The organism is Pseudomonas alloputida, from assembly GCF_021283545.2.
GTDB classification, from domain to species: Bacteria; Pseudomonadota; Gammaproteobacteria; order Pseudomonadales; family Pseudomonadaceae; genus Aquipseudomonas; species Aquipseudomonas alloputida.
In genome coordinates, this window is record NZ_CP128540.1 from 2,440,386 (window position 1) to 2,459,298 (window position 18,913).

Annotated in this window: 17 protein-coding genes and 1 pseudogene; 7 read left to right on the forward strand and 11 right to left on the reverse strand. The window is 57.4% G+C overall.

Annotated elements, in window-relative coordinates; genetic code table 11:
• Nucleotides 1–148: 148 nt before the first annotated feature.
• Nucleotides 149–775, forward strand: a complete 627-nt coding sequence (locus tag LU682_RS11225) for a tyrosine-type recombinase/integrase (RefSeq protein ID WP_010954621.1) — start codon at nt 149–151, stop codon at nt 773–775.
• 301 nt (nt 776–1,076) lie between these two features.
• Here LU682_RS11225 and dapF read toward each other — a convergent pair whose 3' ends face one another.
• The 11 genes from dapF to LU682_RS11280 all read right to left on the reverse strand — a co-directional run bounded on the left by dapF (nt 1,077) and on the right by LU682_RS11280 (nt 12,318).
• Complete coding sequence (gene dapF, locus LU682_RS11230; RefSeq protein WP_010954620.1) at nt 1,077–1,883, reverse strand: diaminopimelate epimerase; 807 nt, start codon at nt 1,881–1,883, stop codon at nt 1,077–1,079.
• A 69-nt stretch (nt 1,884–1,952) separates the two neighbouring features.
• On the reverse strand, nt 1,953–3,164 hold the full coding sequence (locus LU682_RS11235; protein ID WP_158286185.1) for an MFS transporter: 1,212 nt from the start codon (nt 3,162–3,164) through the stop codon (nt 1,953–1,955).
• Nucleotides 3,165–3,172: 8 nt separating this feature from the next.
• Complete coding sequence (locus tag LU682_RS11240; protein WP_049586574.1) at nt 3,173–3,445, reverse strand: acyl carrier protein; 273 nt, start codon at nt 3,443–3,445, stop codon at nt 3,173–3,175.
• Nucleotides 3,442–4,995, reverse strand: coding sequence for an amino acid adenylation domain-containing protein (locus LU682_RS11245; protein WP_010954618.1), 1,554 nt, complete (start codon nt 4,993–4,995; stop codon nt 3,442–3,444). Before LU682_RS11245 ends, LU682_RS11240 begins: the two co-directional genes overlap by 4 nt.
• The gene (locus tag LU682_RS11250) at nt 4,992–5,909 is read right to left on the reverse strand and encodes a beta-ketoacyl-[acyl-carrier-protein] synthase family protein (protein ID WP_010954617.1); all 918 of its coding nucleotides are present in this window, start codon (nt 5,907–5,909) and stop codon (nt 4,992–4,994) included. Before LU682_RS11250 ends, LU682_RS11245 begins: the two co-directional genes overlap by 4 nt.
• Nucleotides 5,906–7,114 carry an aminotransferase class I/II-fold pyridoxal phosphate-dependent enzyme gene (locus tag LU682_RS11255; RefSeq protein ID WP_010954616.1) on the reverse strand — a complete coding sequence of 403 codons (1,209 nt, stop codon included), beginning with the start codon at nt 7,112–7,114 and terminating at the stop codon, nt 5,906–5,908. The genes LU682_RS11250 and LU682_RS11255 overlap by 4 nt, the downstream gene beginning before the upstream one ends.
• A gap of 20 nt (nt 7,115–7,134) precedes the next feature.
• Nucleotides 7,135–8,475: a hypothetical protein gene (locus LU682_RS11260; protein ID WP_010954615.1), complete on the reverse strand. Its 1,341-nt coding sequence runs from the start codon at nt 8,473–8,475 to the stop codon at nt 7,135–7,137.
• 5 nt (nt 8,476–8,480) lie between these two features.
• Nucleotides 8,481–9,632: a chorismate transformation FkbO/Hyg5 family protein gene (locus LU682_RS11265; RefSeq protein WP_010954614.1), complete on the reverse strand. Its 1,152-nt coding sequence runs from the start codon at nt 9,630–9,632 to the stop codon at nt 8,481–8,483.
• 56 nt (nt 9,633–9,688) lie between these two features.
• Nucleotides 9,689–10,624, reverse strand: a complete 936-nt coding sequence (locus LU682_RS11270; protein WP_010954613.1) for a chlorinating enzyme — start codon at nt 10,622–10,624, stop codon at nt 9,689–9,691.
• Between the two features lie 12 nt (nt 10,625–10,636).
• Complete coding sequence (locus LU682_RS11275; RefSeq protein ID WP_010954612.1) at nt 10,637–10,876, reverse strand: acyl carrier protein; 240 nt, start codon at nt 10,874–10,876, stop codon at nt 10,637–10,639.
• 26 nt (nt 10,877–10,902) lie between these two features.
• Entirely contained in the window at nt 10,903–12,318 is a 1,416-nt protein-coding gene (locus LU682_RS11280; RefSeq protein ID WP_010954611.1) for a coproporphyrinogen-III oxidase family protein, read from the reverse strand.
• Nucleotides 12,319–12,912: 594 nt separating this feature from the next.
• Here LU682_RS11280 and LU682_RS11285 point away from each other — a divergent pair.
• The 6 genes and pseudogenes from LU682_RS11285 to LU682_RS11310 all read left to right on the forward strand — a co-directional run.
• A complete protein-coding gene (locus LU682_RS11285) occupies nt 12,913–13,845 on the forward strand; it encodes a LysR family transcriptional regulator (RefSeq protein WP_010954609.1) in 933 nt (310 codons plus the stop codon).
• 201 nt (nt 13,846–14,046) lie between these two features.
• A complete protein-coding gene (locus LU682_RS11290) occupies nt 14,047–14,841 on the forward strand; it encodes a pyrroline-5-carboxylate reductase family protein (RefSeq protein WP_010954608.1) in 795 nt (264 codons plus the stop codon).
• A gap of 17 nt (nt 14,842–14,858) precedes the next feature.
• Nucleotides 14,859–15,698 carry a methyltransferase domain-containing protein gene (locus LU682_RS11295; RefSeq protein ID WP_010954607.1) on the forward strand — a complete coding sequence of 280 codons (840 nt, stop codon included), beginning with the start codon at nt 14,859–14,861 and terminating at the stop codon, nt 15,696–15,698.
• 5 nt (nt 15,699–15,703) lie between these two features.
• Nucleotides 15,704–16,618 (forward strand): EamA family transporter, encoded by a 915-nt coding sequence (locus LU682_RS11300; protein WP_010954606.1) that lies wholly within the window; start codon nt 15,704–15,706, stop codon nt 16,616–16,618.
• Nucleotides 16,611–17,759, forward strand: coding sequence for an N-methyl-L-tryptophan oxidase (gene solA / locus LU682_RS11305; RefSeq protein WP_010954605.1), 1,149 nt, complete (start codon nt 16,611–16,613; stop codon nt 17,757–17,759). The genes LU682_RS11300 and solA overlap by 8 nt, the downstream gene beginning before the upstream one ends.
• A gap of 114 nt (nt 17,760–17,873) precedes the next feature.
• Nucleotides 17,874–18,166, forward strand: a pseudogene (locus LU682_RS11310) (GNAT family N-acetyltransferase); the annotation flags it as partial.
• Nucleotides 18,167–18,913: the final 747 nt, after the last annotated feature.

Sequence of the window (18,913 nt, forward strand, 5' to 3'; positions counted from 1 at the left end):
GGGGCATTTAGTGAGCTCCTCAGACTTTGTCTTCAGTAAGTGACCGCGTTTGGCCGATAACTGTTCTCCACGAAGGACAACAATGGGTCGGTTAGCGCCTCTGGATTGGGTTGATCATCCTTGTCCTACCTCACATGGAGGACAAGCCATGAACGCCATTACGACCAGCAGCCATCAGCCTTTGAACAAAGGAAAATTGGTCGGGCAGAAAGCTCCGCTCCGACTGAAAGATATCTGGGCCATTCGGGTAAGGCTCCAAATCGCGGAGGAAACTCGTGATTTAGCCCTTTTCGATCTGGCCATCGATAGCAAGCTCAAGCTACGAGCCTGCGATCTGACCAAGCTTCGCGTACGCGACGTTGCTCATGGGGAGCACGTGTCATCGCGGGCGATAGTGATGCAGCAGAAAACCCAACGTCCCGTACAGTTTGAAATTACAGAGCAAACGCGACTGGCCCTACAGGCCTGGATACATCAAGCCCAACTCCACAGCGAGGATTGTCTTTTCCCAAGCCGGCTACACGCCTCAGTGCATCTCTCCACCCGGCAGTACGCCCGAATGGTCAAAGCGTGGATAAAGTCTATTGGGCTAGATCCTGCTATGTACGGCACCCACACGATGAGACGTACAAAGGCATCGCTGATCTATCGCAGGACAAAGAACTTGAGAGCAGTTCAGCTCCTGCTCGGCCATACAAAGCTTGAAAGCACGGTGCGATACCTGGGCATTGAAGTCGATGACGCATTGGAGATGGCAGAGCAGACGGAGGTCTGACAGCGTCCAGCGACGGTCGAGGTATGACCGTCGCGATTCGACCTAAAACGGGCATTGATCAAGGCACTTTAGCCTGTTCCGGCCTCATCGTCCGATAGCCGGCTACGAACAGAGTTACGCCTGCTTCCTGGACTATGCCAGCCCGGTGGGGGCTGCGCTTGCAGATCATGAGGCGTGAAACGGCCACCTTCTCGGATAGCTGTCCGCTTCACGCTCTGATGAGGCTAGCCACTATTTACGATGTCGCCTCAGATCCAGACGTCAGTCAGTACAGTTCGCTCCCCGCCTTCATGACCGGTACTCAGTCCGCCTGAGCCAAGCATTCACTGTCCAGCGAGTAGAGGCCGACCCTGCATACCGGCCCTTGCATCAACACGTGATAGTCGTCGTCCAGTTCGATCATGATGACGCCGCCGGCCATGTTGACCGCTACCCGAGGACCTACCAGTCCAAGTCGACGCGAGACTGCCGCAGCAGCGCAACTGCTGGTGCCGGAGGAAAGGGTGTAGCCGACCCCCCGTTCCCAGATCTGCACCTCGAGCGTCTGACGATCGATTACCCGCACGAACTGAACATTTGTGCGGTCGGGGAAGATCGACAATCGCTCGATGAGCGGTCCCAACTGTCGTGCCAGCGTTTCAGTCGGTTGATCCACGAACACCACGCAATGGGGGTTGCCCATCGAAACCGGATGCAACTGCAAAGGTGTGCCGTCCACGTCAACGGTGAACGCCGCAGTATTGGCAAAAGCAGCCTGGCCCATGGCGATCGAAATCCGCTGCCCGTTGTCGAGTACCTGGCAGGTGACGATCCCCCCTTTGGTCGATATTTCAAAGGGTGAACCGGCCACGATATTCTGATCCCACAAGTAGCGGCAGAGAATACGCAGGCCATTACCACTTTTCTCTGCCTGGGAACCGTCTGTGTTGTAGATCCGTACCGACAACCGTTCACCTTCTTTGATCACCGGCACCAGTATGCCGTCGCTGCCCAACCCGCGGTGTCGGTCGCAAATACGTGAAATCATCGGTTTGGAGCAATCAAACGGTACGCAGTCCCGGTATACAAGGTAGTCATTTCCAGCCGCATGGTATTTATAAAACTGCATTAGCTAAGGCACCAGAATGATCAGAGAAGTGAGGGTGAGACATTGACGACCAATGCGCGTACTGAAGCATTAAAGATCTCCCCGCGCAAAGTTGCCCGGGGTCAGTCGAGGGCGCATGGCACAAAGGCTGCTACCCGCCAGCACGCAGGCGATCAGTGAGAAGCACAAACCCTGGGGGCCCGCGAGCGATAGTATGAATCCACACCACGCCGGGCTGACTGCCGCCCCCAAGCTCGCCAGATTGTGTGCGGCGAAATAACTGCCTTTGAGGGGCGGCGGGCTGATCGAGTCAATGTAGAGATACTCCGCTGGCTGAATCAGCAGCTCGCCAAGGGTGAAAACTAGCATGGACAGACACCAGGCAGTAAGTTGCTCGGAAACCGAAAAACCGAGCAATCCGATAGAAAACAACAGGGCGCCCATCATGACCCGACTGTTCAAAGTTTCGAGCGTGATGTAACGGCTGACGAGGCGTTGCAATGCAATGACCGTGATGGCGTTGGTCAGCAACAACCAGGACAGCATCTCCATACCTTGGTTGGCAGGGTACTGATACAGCAACCACAGGGACAGGAAGAACGTGAAGCGACCGTGAACGACGGTGTTAAAGAATGACCCCAAGGTATAGAGAACCAGATTTCGATCGTTGCCCAAGACTTTCAGGGCGTCCGCCAATGAGGGCGCCCCTGTCTTCAGCGAGGTGCGAGGTTGGCCCTGACTTGCGCCCAGGCACATCATCACCACCATCGCTGCCCCGCAGGCACCCGCTGCCACCAAAAGCGCCAGGGTAAGTGAGACTTCCGCCAACCGGACCCCGAGCACAGGGCCGATCGCGAATGCCACGTTGGTCAGGATGTAGCGGTAGGAGAACGCCGAGACGCGTTGCTTCACGCTCACGAAATCGGCCAGCAGCGCTTTAAGACCAATGCCGAAGAGTGCGGCGGCGAACTCCATGAACACCAGTAGCAGGCTGACGAGCAGAATGATCTGGGCAAAGGGCAGCAGGCCTACAGCCAGCGTCATGAGCAACAATGTGATAGTGGCAAGGTGCAATCGCGCGAAACGGTCGAATAGCAGCCCTGCCGGCAATGACATCAGCGTTGCCAGCAGCATTGAAATGCCCAGCAGCGCCCCTGTCTGCCAGCTGTTCAGGCCAAAGCGGGTGGTCAGCAGAAGAACCATCAGCGGGCTGGCTATTCCCTTGCTTGCATCGTGCAGCAGGGAACCCAGCAGGAGCGAGTGCAAGGGCGAGTGTGGCCGTGACCACGAAAGAATGGACATGGGCTGCATCAAGCTCCTGTGGACGTTGGCCTCGCCTGCCGGCGATCGGCGCACAGTGGCTGGAGCGAGGCCAGTGTGAGTGCGTGAAGATTGGCAAAGTTGGCCGGGTCGAAGACGATGCCGAACTCATTCTGAAGATGTGTAATCAATACAATTATCCCCATCGAGTTGATTCCCTGCGCGTGAAGCGTGGCTTCTGGGTCCAAAGGGGCGGGCAGATCAGGAAACAACCTGCTCAACAGCTCGGTAAGTTCGGCACGGCTAATCAGGCTGGTGCTCACGGCAGGCTCCTCTGATTCATCAATGTTGCCGCCAAGGCCCGGCGGTCAACCTTACCGCTCTGATTCAACGGAAACGCTTCGACCTGAGAGAAACGCGAGGGAGTTGTCGCCTGACCGATCCGTCTGGCACATGACGTTGTAATTGCCTGGATGTCCAAGGGCATATGAGCGATCAGGAACGCGTGCAGCTCATCACTCACCTTACCCTTGCGCTTGACCACGATGGCATCGCGCACCCCTGGGCAGTTGCGCAAGGCGAGTTCGATTTCTTCGAGCTCGATGCGAACGCCATTGATCTTCACCTGGTTATCTCTGCGTCCGAGGAACACGATATCGCCGGTCGGCAGGGCACGCGCCACGTCACCGCTGAGATAGAATCTCACCTCGCCGGCACCCTCGACCTGCAACCTGCGAAAGCGCTGCTCGGTCAGCGGCGCATTGTTCAGATAACCATCGCCCACACATATACCGCCGATGATCAGCTCGCCTGCTTCCCCCGTCGGGACGGGTTGCAGGTCTTCGTCGACGATGCACACATGTGTTCCTGCAATGGGTTTGCCTATGGGGATGACATCGCTGGCGTAACCGCGTGGCGGATTGAAGACCAAGGTGCCAATGGTGGCCTCGGTCGGTCCATAACCGTTGTAGATACGGCAGTTCGGCAAGCGCTGATGAAGCGCACTGATCAACTCAACTCCCCAAGGTTCTCCGCAGCAAACGATATGCCTGAGGTGCTGGCAGGCATTGATTGCCGGGCTGGCGAGAAGATGCTGCAGGTGGCTGGGTACCATGATGAGCATGGTGACACCGTGCTCAGCGATGCAGGCCGACAGGTAATTGGGAAAGTTGACTCGGTTGTGGTCAGGCACGAACACGGCGCCGGCGGAAAAAAAAGGCAGCACGGCCTCCTGGATCGAGGGGTCGAACGAGGCCTGGGTTTTCAGGGCCGTGACATCTTCGCTGCCGAGCGCGTAATAGTCTTGCGCCCACTGCAATCGGTTGAAAAAGCCTTTGCGGGTAATGCTCACGCCCTTGGGCACGCCGGTCGAGCCTGAGGTGAAGATCAGGTAGGCAGTCGCTTCGGGTGAAGGCTCCGGGAACAGGTCGAAGGCAGCACCGACGGGCTTGCCCGAAAACAGAGACGAGAGCGTACAGGTTGGTATTGCGTCATCAGGCTTTTGCTCGTCCGTGATCATGAGGGCCGGCCGGGCCTGTTCGCAGATCGCCCGCTTGCGCTCAGGCGGCAGAGCTGCGGCGATTGGCAAGTAGACCAGGCCAGCGAGCAGTAACCCCAGGACAACGACGGGATAGCGCAGTTGCACTGTCGCATTCACCGCAACCACATCCCCGCTGCGCACGCCGAGTTCATGCAGCCGAGCGTGCAGTGTGAGCAGTTCGATCCTTAGTTCGCTGTAGGTCAAGCGCTGGTCCTCGTCGAATGCCGCTGCATTCGATGGGTAGCGGTGGATGATACGCTCGATGTATTCGACCAGCGAGAAGTGCACGGGGTAGGCAGGCCCTCCCGTGATCGTCAGTAATGCCTGGTTCATGCTGCGCTCCTTGCTGTGTGGCGTACGAGACTGATTCCCTGATGAAGATCCGCATAGCCGATCAGAAGGTAGTGCTCGTCGGCCGCTATTTGCCGCTGCGAAAGCTCGGCGAGCGCCATCAGGTAATCGCTGGCGAAGCAGTGAGCCATTTGCGTCGCAGCGCCCGCGAACCGTTGCGGGGCTGAAAGGCCGAGGCGGTTCATCAGCATGTTGACAACCGGCAGGTAGAAGTTGGGCAGTACGACTTTGGCGATGTCTGATCGCTGCAGCCCGTAGCGGCCGAGCAAGCGCGTGACCTGAGTGTCCAGGGACGCGAGATCGCCGCGGAAGAATGCGCCTGGGTCGGATGCTCTGCCGAAGCTGCAGGCGGTATCGACCAGGGTTAGCGATGAGCTTTCGCCGCTGCTCAGGATCATCCCGCCTGCCGCATCGCTGAACATGCAGTTGCGATCGAAACGATGCGCCTCACTGACGGACGTGTCGGCGGTGACCAGCAGTACGTTTTTGCACTTGCCTGAGCCTATCAAGGCATCGGCCAGGTGCAGTCCGTTGAACAGGCTGTTGCAGCCACTGAGCGTCAGCCCCGTGACCGGCACGGACCCGAGGCCGCAGTTATGCATCAGGGTGTCGAGGCGGTCGTTGCCTTGCAGGAAACCCATGGAGAATCGACTGCTGCAAACCATCAGGTGATCAATACATTGTGCTGACCCCGAGTTGGCCAATATCCGCCTGATCAAGTGCTCGGCCAGCTGGAAGGCATCACCCTGCGTCCGGCCGAGTCGGTGCCAACCCATCAGCTGCGGTGCATCAGGAAGGCCATATTCGCGTCGCTTGCGCTCGAAGTCCTCCACCTCGAAATAGGGAAACTGCTGCTCGCCGAGGACACTGTCGACATTGCGAAGAGAGACAGTCATGCCGATACCCTCTCGGCAAGGCTGAACTGTACATTGGACAGTTGCTGACGCAAACGGTTGAACACGGTTTCGGCTTCGCCGCAGAACGCCACGGAAAAGCGTACCTGATGACGCCCGGCCACCTGATAGGGAATCGTCAGGATACCCAGCTCAGTGGCCAGGTATTGCGAAAAGTCCCTGGCAGTGGCGAATGTCCTGCCGTTGCTCACAGCCGCAGGACATCGCACGTAAACAAAGAATGTGCCGTCAGCGTTTAACACCTCCAGGCCATGTGCCTGGAGAATATCGACCATTACCGCACGTCGCTGAGCTATGCACTGGCAAAGGCGTTCGGCGAAGCCCCGGTCGTCGAGAATGCAGGTCACGGCATCGAGTAAAATACGCGGCTGCCCACTTTCATGCAGCAGGCTGAGCTTGCCAAGCGCTTCGATGATTGCGGGTGCGGCAAGGATAAAGCCAAGGCGCCAGCCGGGAATCTGCAATGACTTGGAAAACGAGTGCACTTCAATGCAATGGCTCGAGGCGCCCTCGGAGTAGAGGAACCGTCCACGGGGGCGCTCGGCCGGTAGCAGATCAGAATAGGCGGCATCGTTGATCAGCAGAATGTCGTGGTCCCTGCAGATTGCCAGCAGCCGATCGCATTCCTGTTGAGAAGCCACTTTGCCCGTCGGGTTGTTGGGGTAGTTGACGATCAGCAACTTGGCACGGGCGAGGACCTCGGGTGATAACTGATGCAGATCCGGAAGGAAATCGTTTTCCTCCAGCAATGGCAGATGTACCACGGTCGCACCCATGCGCCGGGCAATGGTAGAAAAGATCGGGTAGGCCGGCGTCGTGGCGAGAATGACATCCCCTGTATCTATCAGGGCCAGGCATAACAGGTTGAGCGCCGACTTGGCGCCGCTGGTGGGTAGAACAGCCAGTGCAGGCGGCGCGTCCATGCCTTGGGTGGCATGGCGCAGGCAGGCGGCCTCGTACGCCGAATGATGATAGACATAGCCATGCAGCTCACGCCGCGTGGCCAGTGAGCTCAGCGCCTGGGACAGTTCGTCGGCCGGGGGGATGAAGGCATCTGCCACGCCGAAGTCCAGCAGTGGTTGTCCCGCTGTGGAGGACTTCAGCGTGCGGACCCACTTGAAAAAGTCATCGCTGTCCGGGGCCAGACTGGTCTCGCGAAAGAAAGTGTTGAAGACAGTCGCTTGCATGGTCGCGCTCGCTCGAAGGGTCAATAGTGCTCATCGTTGAAGTTGGTCAGGTGTGCAGTGCCTGAGAACCCCCCGTGATGGCTGTAACCGCGCACATGGCGCAGGCTGCGATGCTGCATGTCGTAGACGTAGATGAGTTCATTGGATACCAGCAACACGTAGCGGCCGTTATCGGAAGTCTCTATCCAGAGAGGCATGTGACCCAACAGGGTGCAGAAGTGCAGCCCCTGAGTCGCGATGGACTCATGTGCGAAGAGTTGCTCGTCCCTGATGCACTGCAGCGAAGACTCCCTGACGATGTGGAACCGGTTGGGGTAGGCGCTGAGCACGATGTAGTGTTCGCCCTGATAACTGAACAACTTATGGGATGTCAGGCGATACAACGCCTCAGGTTGATAGTGGTCTCCCAGGCTGAGCACGCCCTCCCGAACAGTGCCTGCTTGCAACGTCGCCTCACCGTGCAATATCAATTTGCCGTGGGCTTTGGATAGGTTGTGACAGGACAGGTAGAACCGCGCAGGGTCGCTGCGTGAGAACTCGATATGCCCGGGAGTGCCCGCAGGAACGATCTGTGCGCAGGACTGCCCGGTCGACTTGTCCACTAGGTAGATTCGGTTAGCCTGCAGGCCTCCCGCCTGATAGGCCTGCCACTGCGCTGGGTTGGCAAAAGGGTCCCCTTCTGGAGAAGGCGGACGGACATTGGCGGCCAGGCAGAATTCAGTCAGTACCAGATAACGTGGGTCCGGGCTCTGCTTGACTTCGTGCAGTGCTTCAAGGGTACGCAGCGAAGCCAGCTTGCGTGGGCTTTTCCAGCCTGTATCCAGCGCGTACAGCTCGCTATCCAACTCCTGCGGCCCCTTGCCATAGGCCCGCAAGCGCTGCTGCATATCCGTCATCGTGTACAGGTATTCGCCTGTGTCGCGATCAAGTGAGTTTTGTGCGGACATCATGCGCGGTATGAAATCATTGTGTTCCGATACATGGCCGACGTGGTGCTGGGAAAAATCGATTTCTCGCGCATAGCTACAGTTGTGCATGCCAACTACAACGCGGCCGTCACTCAGTTCGAGTGCTTCATGCGGTTGTACGAAACAATAGGCGACAGCCTTGCTGGAGCCACAGGCGTAAGGGTACTGGTCCGGGGCGAGGTGCTTTTCTATGTATCCGGACAATGCCGAAACATAGCTATCGACCTGTACGGCGCAGCTCTTGATCAACTTTTGGGCAAAGTCGATGAGGTAGTAGCACTCTCGATTTTCCCAGAGGCCACCGATGAAGATGCGGCCGGTCAAGTCCTCCGGCAGATGCCAGTGGGAGGGAAAGGGTTTTTCGTCGAATTGAGCGCTGTCAGTGATCGGCATGATGCTTACTCCGGCATAACGGCAACAGCTTCGATTTCAACCAGCAACTCGGTTCGGCAGACATCGGCTTGGACGAACGTCGCCACCGCTCGTTCCGGGAGAAGCGCTGCGCATACCGCGCGCACCACCGTGATGTCTTCACGGCGTTTGATGTACACCGTGTAGCTGACAATGCTTTCAAGCCCTGATGTCGCGGGATAGCAGTCGTAATCCGAGAGCAGCCTGGCGCTGAGCAAGTTGTTTATGTTTTCAAGTGTCTGTCTGGTTTGCTGCTCGATATTCCCGACATGGACGCTCTTTGCACCGATGATACTGGCCGTTCCAGACACGAACACCATCGCCTGTGCGTCGCCGAGGATTGCTACCGCCCGGGAGAACAAGGGCGCGATCAGGCTCTCCTCTTTAGGGTACTGGAACGCGCTCGTCTGGCGTCGGTTCTCCAGTGCGACCACTCGCATGCCCGAGCGAATCTTGCACGAGAGCATCCCGAGCGTGAGTGAAGAGCCGTGCGTACCTATCCCGGTACTTGCCGGAAATGGCGAGCACAGTGCCCCCATACCGATCGAGACTTCTCGGAAAGCATCCTGTCGGGCCGCATTGACCCGTTGATAGCGGGTTTCATCGTGAGGACCTTGAGTGATGCCGCCAATGTAGATCCAGGTGCGGAGCAGGTCATCCGGCATGTGCCCCTGGGCATGAGCGGATTCCAGGCCGTCGTAGAATTGTCGGCTGAATGCCGGGGAAACTTGCGTATCGTCGAGCGCATGCGCGTTGCTGGCCGAGAACAGCCATTGTAACGCCGCGGGCGAGCCGATCACGGCTGGTGCATCGGCAATGGCAGCTGTGTCTACCAGCCAGGCACTGATTTGAACTTGCCCCGAGAAAGGCGGCTGAACGACTACCTCAGCCCGTGAAAGCAGTGCCTGGAAATCCTTCGTCAGTTGCTCCAGAACGGTGCCGATCTGTTTCTGGTTGCTCACTGCCACGACAAGACGCAGCACGCCAAGTGGTGCCTGTTCGTTGCTGGATGGCGGCAATGATTGCGACAGGCAGTCGCTGAATGTGTCAGGCGTACACGTGGCACTGATGAATTGATGACGAGAGCCGGCGAAGGGCAACGCAAATGCGTTGCCCCCGGAGGGAATGCTGTTAGCCATTGATGATCTTCCTTTCACTGACGGGAGGGCGCGCAATCGATTCGGGGGCCAGAGCGTTACGGAATTCGGTTAAACGCCTTGCCACGAGTGGTTTGCGAGCGCACGCGGTTGTGTCCGAATGCGTCTTCCCCGCCAACGATGACGGTGCCGTATTGTTCAAGGCTCACCGTTCGGCCGAACTCGGTCAGGGTGTCTGCATCCGGGTAGACCCTCACGGAGGTGGGCACGTAGCGCGAAACGTAGCCCAGGCGCGGCGTGGTCGTCTCTCCCAGATGAGGAAGCGAACCATGGAGGAGGGTGGACCAGAAAATGATGAATTCACCCTTCTTCATGGTGAAGTAGATGGCCTTCGATTCATCTGGCGCCCAGTCCGGGTCTACCTGCAAATCGCGATAGTCATAGCCATAGAAGCCGCGCGCCACGCCATTCTTGACCAGCCCGTGCTTGTCCTGGGAGTAGGCGGCCGCCTTTGATTCGTCGTAGAACCGCGCGTGCTGAGTGCCGGGGATGATGCCCATCGGCCCCATGTCCAGCGTTACGTCCGAGAGCGCCGTCCAGACCGTGACCGTTCCCCCTTGCAACGACCCTTCGGGCCAGCGCAATGCGTCCTTGCCCCCGTTGAGGCCGGCGAACGTGTCGCCCTGGTGCCAGTCAGTCCCTTCATCGCCTGGGTACTTGGGGAAGAACTCGGAGCGCCAACAGGCCACATCACGCCCGAGCAGTTGTTGCAGCTTCGAGATGATGGCGGGATGGCAAACATGATCTGCGAGCTCATCGATGTCCAGGTGGCGGTCGTAGCTGGAGATCGGATCCTTGGTGGATTCGGCTTTACCGAACACCGACTGGGAGTGATCGAACGTCTTCAGCCGCGCGCGTCGCCAGATGTCTTCGATCTCGCTCTGGGAGTAGGCTGGAAACGGCCCTAGATAGCCCTCTTTTTGAAAGAACGCCACTTGTTCGTCAGTGAGTGGCTGATGAAGATCATTCGTCATTACGGTTGCTCCTTAACCGATGTTCTCAAGCGTGATTTTCCGGCTCAATGTTGCAGCCAAGGCCGTTATCGAAGCCCCTTCGGTGAGGACGTCGAGGCTGGCGGAGAGATTGAAGCGCTTATTGAGTTCATCAATAAGAATCGCTATCTGCAAAGAGTTGATGCCCTGCTCGAACAAGTCGGCATGTGGGTCGAATACCGAGGTGTCGACCAGATCAGCTAGTATCTTCTCGATCGCATGGATGATCGTCATTGGATAAAGGACTCCCAGTCAGGCTGTCAGATGTTTACCGCAGCAATTTTAATGTCCGTATTGAATGCGCCTTCGACGAACGCGCGGGCCAAATCATCGATCAGCCAATGGATGAGTGAACAACCCGCCTCGGTGAACACCAGCCACTCTGCATCATCGATAGCCAGGCCCATGGCGACCCAGGTATCGAGCAGTTGTTCTACGGCGGGACGCGTTACTCCACTCTCAGCCAGCAGGTGGGCTCTCTTCACACGGCTGAATACCCGGATGTAGCGCATGAACTTGACCATGAATCGTTCTTTGTCATCGAACAGCGAACCACTGGCCAACGGTAATCGGCCGCTTCGCACACGCTCCATCCAGCCATTGAGTGATTCATGGTTTTGCACCCAATGGCTGGCGGCTGTGGAAAAGGCCCCCATGCCCAGGCCGAAATAGGGAACGACTGTACTCCAGCGTTCGATCATCGTTTCCCATGAAGTGATGGCTTCTGTCTTCCTGGCTTTAACGAACCACCCCAAGGGGCTTTCCTGGTAGCCGCATGCTTCGAGGTAGGTTTTGCCAAGGAAGTACATTTCCCTGGCCTTGTATTCGGAGACCGTTGCCCAAGGTTGCTGGCGGGCCAGTTGATAACTCTTGGTGCCGGCAAATAGTTCGTTGCGATAGAAGGTGATGGAGGGCACATCCAGATTCACCAGGTCTTTCAGAGTCAGAAACACCGACTCAAGTGATTGCCCGGGCATCCCATATAAGACGTCGGTATTAACCAGATCGAAATGCTCCAGTGTGGTGGCCACCCGCTCCAGAAGTTTTTCTCGCGGCAGGATCCGCCCTTCCCGTTGCCGCAATGCCGTATCGGTGGATTGCACGCCCAGGCTGATGCGATTGACGCGAGCGCGGAGCAGTTTCAGTTTCGATGTGGTCAGCGTTGCCGGGCTCGCCTCCAGCGTGATCACCGGATTGTCGGCAAGTCGACTGCGTTGCAAGGCGCCATCGACGAAAGCCGCGAGCAGGTCGTTGTCGAGAATGGAGGGCGTTCCACCTCCGAAGTAGAGACTTCCCGCGGGTACCGAAGCTAGCCCGGCATTGTTGTAGATATCCAGTTCCTTGAGGATGACCTCGATGTATTCGCGTTTCTCTTCCACGCGTGGGCTACGCGAGTAGGCAAGGTCGCAGAATGAGCAGGTTTGAATGCACCACGGCACGCCAAGATAAAGCGCCGTATTTTTGGCAACGGCCAGTTCCTGGACGATGGCCTGCTGCGCCTGTAGGGGTGACAACGGCGCGCTGATGCTGCGGCTTGCCATGTGACGCAAGTTATCGAAGCGATGTGTGAAGGCCGTGCGATCAACCCAGAAGTGGGCGGGTACGTCTTGATAACGATGGTTCATTCGCGTCATGGCCGCATTCAGAACATCATTGAAATTCGAGTTGTCAGCCATAGCGCGCACGCGACCTCCATTGTGAATTATTTCAACCCAAAGTCCCTGGGCATTGTTCGGCAAAGAGTGCCGGCGGCGGGGATACTCAATGATCTTTTAGTCAGCTGTCAATCTATATCAAAAATGTATTGCCTGTGAAAAAGTTGATATTAATAAGTGGTGCGCGGTAATGGTTTTACGTATTTTTAAAAGGTGGATTGGTTCGGTTTTATATGCGGCGTGGTTGATGTTCCTTGCAGTAAGTGATTTGAAGGGCATAAGTGTCGCGGGCTACGCTGAAGGTGCGAGCCAGGGCGATACTTGCAAGAAAACCTCAATAGAATGATTATCCTGCAGCCTGACGCTCAGTGCTGATATACGAGCAGGTGTTCCTCGGCCTGTTGTTCGTGGCGTGGGCCAGGATTGCTGGCAGCGTAGGGTCCCATCTGGGTGGGCCGCTGCTTCACCACTTGCACGGGCATGGCGCAACGTGCGATCAGCCGGGTACGATGGGGCAGTTGTGAGTCAGCTGTCGTGGGTAGGCGGCGATGGACCCGCAGTGGGAAGGGGCAGGGTTATTGGGTCATAGTGATTTGCGTTATTCAGGGAGTGAAGATGCAACTAAAATTTCGGCACATAGAGATATTCAAGGCGATCATGATCACTGGAACGGTCACCGGCGCTGCGCAGTTACTTGAGACGTCCCAGCCAACGATAAGCCGAGAGCTCTCCAACTTTGAAAGCAGTATCGGAATGATGCTGTTCGAACGCCACAAGGGACGCCTCAAGCCCACGGCTCAAGGGATGGCTTTGCATTCCGAGATTCTCAAGGCCTATGACGGTCTGGCACGAGTGAGTGCCGCCGCGAAAATCATAAAACTTGGACTGCGCGAGAAGGTCAGCGTCCTCAGCCTGCCTGTCCTGTCACAAACGATCTTGCCGGCCAGCCTGGCGCGGTTCATGGAGATCTACCCTGATATCAACCTCAGCCTCTCGACTCACGACTCGCCCGATATCGAACCGCTGATATCCAGCCAAGCGTACGACATCGGTTTGATCGAGGGCGTGAGTGCCCCGATGGGGACCACCACTGAACACTTGACGGATGTGGATGAAGTCTGTGTTCTTCCACCGGGCCATCCACTGTCAGCGTTTACCCACATCGACCCTCGGCAGTTAAGCCAATACCCCTTCATTCACTTGGCACCGAATGACCCTTATCGACACCAGCTGGACAGTGTATTCGCGCAGTTAGGCGTTTCGCGCAGCAGTATCATTGAAGTGGATAATGCTGCCACTATCTGTCAGATGGTGCTGAGCGGTATCGGCGTATCGATCATTAATCCGCTCGTGGCCAATACCTATGCCAGTCAGGGCCTCACCATCCGGCGCCTCACGGTCTCGGTGCCTTTCAGTATCAGCCTGGTTCGCCCGCTTCAGCGTGGGGCCTCGTTAGTTGTCGACCATCTTGTGGAATGCATACGCAGTACCTCGCACGCGCTATGTATGCAATACCGCTCGGATATACGTCTGGCTGAATCCGTATAGGTGAAGGCGACCGTTTTTTGCGACGCTGTGTGATGTGCACGGGGGTGATATCAAATGATGCGTGTTTCATTCGAATCGGATATGCATTGACAGTTTTTTTTGCTAGGGATTATGTTCTGTAACTGTCCTGCCTTGATCCAGTCTGCGGGCATCCGCAGCAGCGTCTTATCGCTGCTGCTTCAATTCATAAAAGGGAATTATATGAAAACCATCTACATGGTCGGTGCGGGCCACATGGGCGGGGCAATCCTGCTGGGGTTGAAAGCGTATTTCAAAAGTGCCACCGACTTGCGTGTGATTGAAATTGATACGCAGCGGTCGAACGATTGGCGTGCGAAGGGATTTGAGACGTCTTCACGGATTCAAACACTGCAACCTCAGGATTGTGTGGTGCTCGCCGTGCCACCGCAGCAGTTCGAAAACATGCTCGCGGCAAATCCGGTGCTTTGTCGCCACCGTGGGCCGGTCGTTTCGGTGATGGCGGGCATCACACATGCCACGCTGGTTCGCCTGCTAGGGCATGACGCCGTCGTGCGAGCCATACCCAATACGCCCTCGGAAGTCGCCCAAGGCGTCACGATGTATTACGCACCCTCGGATGCCGATGCGGCGCTGATCGACAGTGCTCGGCAGATTTTCGACGTGATCGGGCTCTCGCTGAGGGTCAATGACGAAAGGCAAATCGACACTGGAACGGCTTTGGCCGGCGGTGGGCCTGCATTGGTCGCGCACTTTGCCGATGCGCTTCAGGACTACGGGCTTCACATGGGGCTGGACAGCGAGCAGGCCGCGGTCGTCGCCCTGCAGCTACTCAGTGGCACAGCAGCGTTGATCCAGGCGAGCGGTAAGCCGGCAAGCCAGATCTGCCAGGAGGTGCAAACGGCCGGAGGCACTACCGAACGCGCTATCCGTGCCTTGGACGCAGCTGGCTTCAAAGGGCTGGTAAATGCGGCACTGGATGCGGCAGCCAGGCGTTCTGCAGAGTTGGGTCAGTGATTCCAGGAGGATGAGGCATGACAACTATGACCGCGCCCGGAAGTGTTCACACTGACCTGGCGGCCTATAACCTGTACTTCGGCATGGGGCAGCGGATTACGTTGATCGACAACCCGAAGGTGTTCAGGGTGAGCCCTGCCGGAGAAGCGTTCGGGTCATTGATTGCTAGGCGTTTCGGGGGGCGTGACAGAGATGCCCGTTTTCTTGACGTGGGGACGGGGAGTGGTGTGCACGCCTTACTGCTGCGACAGTTAGGCATGCGGCATATCACCGCCTGCGACATTTCTGTTGACGCGGTTCAAGCGGCCCGTGCCAATGAGCTGGTCAACCTGGGCGAATCCTGTATCGAATTCGTACAGGGAGATCTGTTCGACGCAATGCCTGCGGCAGAGGACGGATACGATGTGATCCTATTCAATCCGCCAGGGTGGCAGACGCCCTCGGATGGCTTCCTCGATGCACTACAGCGCATCGAGGCTGCCCAAGGGCTGTCGCTGGAAGCGATGTTCTATGGCGAGCGGACCTTGCGCAGGTTTTTCGAACGGGTGCCGAGCTACCTGAAGCCCGGAGGCAAGCTGATCATCGGGCTGAATTCGTTGGTCGGCATTGCCGGTGTCATGCGTGACCTCTATGACATGCATGAGGCGCGTTTCAAGATCGATTGGTCATTGCTCGAGCGCCATGAGATTCCCTTGGTGCTATATACCGAGCAATGGCGTGCTCTGCAGGGGTTGTTGCATGAGGAGATTGAACGTTGGACCCGCCAGGGCCGCGCGCACTGCCGTTTTGACGACGCCGGCGTGCTGCACTGGTCCTACGAGATCATCGAGTTCTCATTCACGCCGTTAGCCGAGTGACCACCATGGCCGGAAAAACCTTCGACGCGGCAGCGGGATTATCTGCCGCGCTGGCATCGAACTGCCTGCTGGGGCTGTCTTCACTGTACTGGAAGGCCCTGGCGGCATTGCCAGCGCTGGCGTTGCTCGGCTGCAGGGTGTTGATGTCATTGCTCTGTGTCACCTTGCTGCTTGCTGCACGCAAGGAGTTAGTCCCTTTGTTGTGTGTGCTGAAGCGACGCGACATTGCCCTTCACGGTGCGGCGGCGGTGCTGGTCGCCGGCAATTGGGGAACGTTCATATGGGCTTCGATTCATGGACACGTTCTTGAAAGCGGGTTGGGGTATCTGATCGCGCCGGTATTGGGGATCTCGTTGGGCTTGCTGCTGTATCAAGAGCGCTTGTCCGTGCCTCGCGGGTTGTCATTGACAATGGTAATCGGCAGCGTCGTCTACCTGCTGTTCGAAAAAGGCGGGCTGGACAGCCGAGTGTTCCTGGTCATTGGCGTGACCTGGGGCACTTACACCTGGCTCAAGAAGCTGGCTCGACTGCCTCCGTGGTCGGGCCTGTTTCTGGAGTCGCTCGTGCTGGGCGTGCTGCTGATGCCGCTGATCCTGTGGGTGAGCACGCCTGTGGCGGGTATCGCCGCCCTGGGCTCCGCTGACACGGCGCTGCTGCTGCTTTGCGGCGCAGTTTCCCTATTGCCGCTGGCGCTCTTTTCGTTCGCTGCACGGCGGCTGCCTCTGAGTGTCATGGGGCTGATGCAGTTCGTGCTGCCGCTGACACAATTTTTCGTCGCTTTGATGTTCTATGGCCAGATACCTTCCCATGGCGCAATGTTGGCATTTGCGCTGATCGCCCTGGCTATGCTGCTGGTCATACTCGAGCCGTTGCTCACTACTATTTTCTTCAAGGCAAAAGGAGTTGTCGAAGATGCATAAGTCCTACACGGCAGTGGTTGTCGGCCTGGGGGTGGTGGGCAGTGCCACGCTGTGGCGCTTGGCTCAGCAGCAGCAGGATGTTCTGGGGCTCGAGGCCGGCGCGCCGATCAATCTGCAGGGAAGTTCCTATGGTGGCTCGCGGATATTTCGCCAGGCGTACTGGGAAGGTTCGGATTACTTATCACTTCTGGCGGAAGCGGATCTGGGCTGGCGAGAGCTGCAAGCGACTAGCCACCGGCCATTGCTGCATTACAGCGGGGGGCTTTTCATCGGGCCCATTCGCTCTGGAGTTGTTTCAGGCAGTGCGGCATCCGCGAAGGCTGGCGGTATTGCTCATCAACGACTGACCGCTGCTGAGGTCGAGGCCAGGTTCTCGGTCTTCCGTGCAGATGAAAACATGGAGGCGGTATTTGAACAAGGAGCGTTTACCATCGCTGCGGACGATGCTCGGCTGCAGATGCTGAACCAGGCGGTGGCGCATGGTGCGCAGATGCGTTTTGGAAGCCACGTGCAGGACATCACCCGTGTCGAAAGCGAATTCCTGCTACGCCTGAGCGATGGTCAATCGGTGCTCGCGCAAAAGGTGGTGTTGGCGACGGGCGCTGGACTTGCTGGCTCTCTCATACCCGACCTGTCCGGGTTGCTGAGGCCTCGCAGCGTGCCGATTTACTGGTGCGCCTTCAAATCGGGTGCCGAGCAATTGTTCGCGAACTTTCCGGCGTTTCTCTACGAACTCGAGGATGGCCGCCTGTTGTATGGCACACCGCAAATCGATAATGCCGAGCCTGGCATCAAGATTGGCTTCCACAATCACCAGCAATCGGCGCTGGATCCGCGCACGCAACTGGAGCCGGCCAGCGACGCGCAGATCGAGGAAATATCAGCCTGTGTAAGTCGCGTGTTTCCTGATTTGATCGCTCGTCCCTATGCTTCACGCAAGTGCGTATACACCATGACCCCGGACGAAGCGTTCATCATAGGGGAAAGCAAGGAGCTCCCAAGTGTATTCTATGTCTCGGCCTGTTCCGGCCATGGTTTCAAGTTTGCGCCGGCATTGGGTAGTTGCCTGGCCCGCGCTTTAGCGGGCCAGTCGTTGGCCTTACAGGTTCCTGCCTTCAGCCGGGAGCGGTTTTCCCACTAGCGTGCGCGGGTCACAGTCTACCTATCCTGAAACAGGAATCGGTGCTGGCTAGTATGGTGTTTTGGAAATACAACCAAAAAGCGCCACGAGTTATGGTCGTTATTTGTGAAACACCTAGTCGGCTATACCTACGCCAGTCAGCACCGGGCGCGCGCGGCGTACCGGTGGGCGGTAGATGTGACGGTGTATGTCGGAAGGGACAGCGCCGCAACGGGATTGCTCGGCAGCTCTATGATGTGCTGCTGCCGGTTCTGAAGCGTCTTGGATATCGCTCGGCGTATGCCGGCATTGCCTTGCCGAATGAAGGCAGTATCGGGCTGCACGAGCGACTCGGTTTCTAGCACATCAGTACGTTTCCGCAGGTCGGATTCAAGCTCGATGCTTGGCATGATGTGGGGTATTGGCGGTTTGATTTCGGAGACGAAGGCTATCGCCCCGAGGCTCCAATAAGCTTCCTATCCCAAATCCCAATGCCACATGAGAGATTACCCAGCCCTTCCAGGCTGCGCTGTCGCACAGCAAACAGGATGCGCATGACGTCAGATCTGCACTGACATCGAGATCTAGAAAAGCATTCGCCGACTGATCCGGGTAGGTCAGCCGCCGAATACTTTGCTATGGTTCCCAATGCGCGGGAAAGAGGCCGTAGACCGCACTGGTGTGCTGCTTTGCTCCCGAATGAGAGAGTGGTCCAAATGGCATCGGAGTTAATCCCTGTCGGCACAGCTTGCTGTGACCACGTATAGAAGAGTGAACACTTCGCCGCCATTGACCCCGCGCGCCTGTTTTTTCGCTAGAAAGAACAGTGGGTTATCTTTTGTTTGATAGAAGCGGTCTGCCGCGACGGGCTGCTATCGACCCAGAGCGGCCATTTGCCGAGGCCTAAGAACGGTCATAGTCGCCATGCGCGTTCACCGAAGACGCTCTTTCGCGGGTAGGCAGCCAGAAGTCAAATGGTTACCCCAGCATGATTGAATGCGCCCAGCTAAGAGCTGAAGTCGCTGAAACTGGCTGAACCCTATTAGACAGGCCAGATGCTCAGGCCGCTTGCGGTGCGATCTGAGGCTAGATTCCCACGCTACTGCTGCATTGCCGGGATGTGCTGGATGGACGTACAGCCGGCGCGTACCAATTTTAGTACCAATAGTGGGATG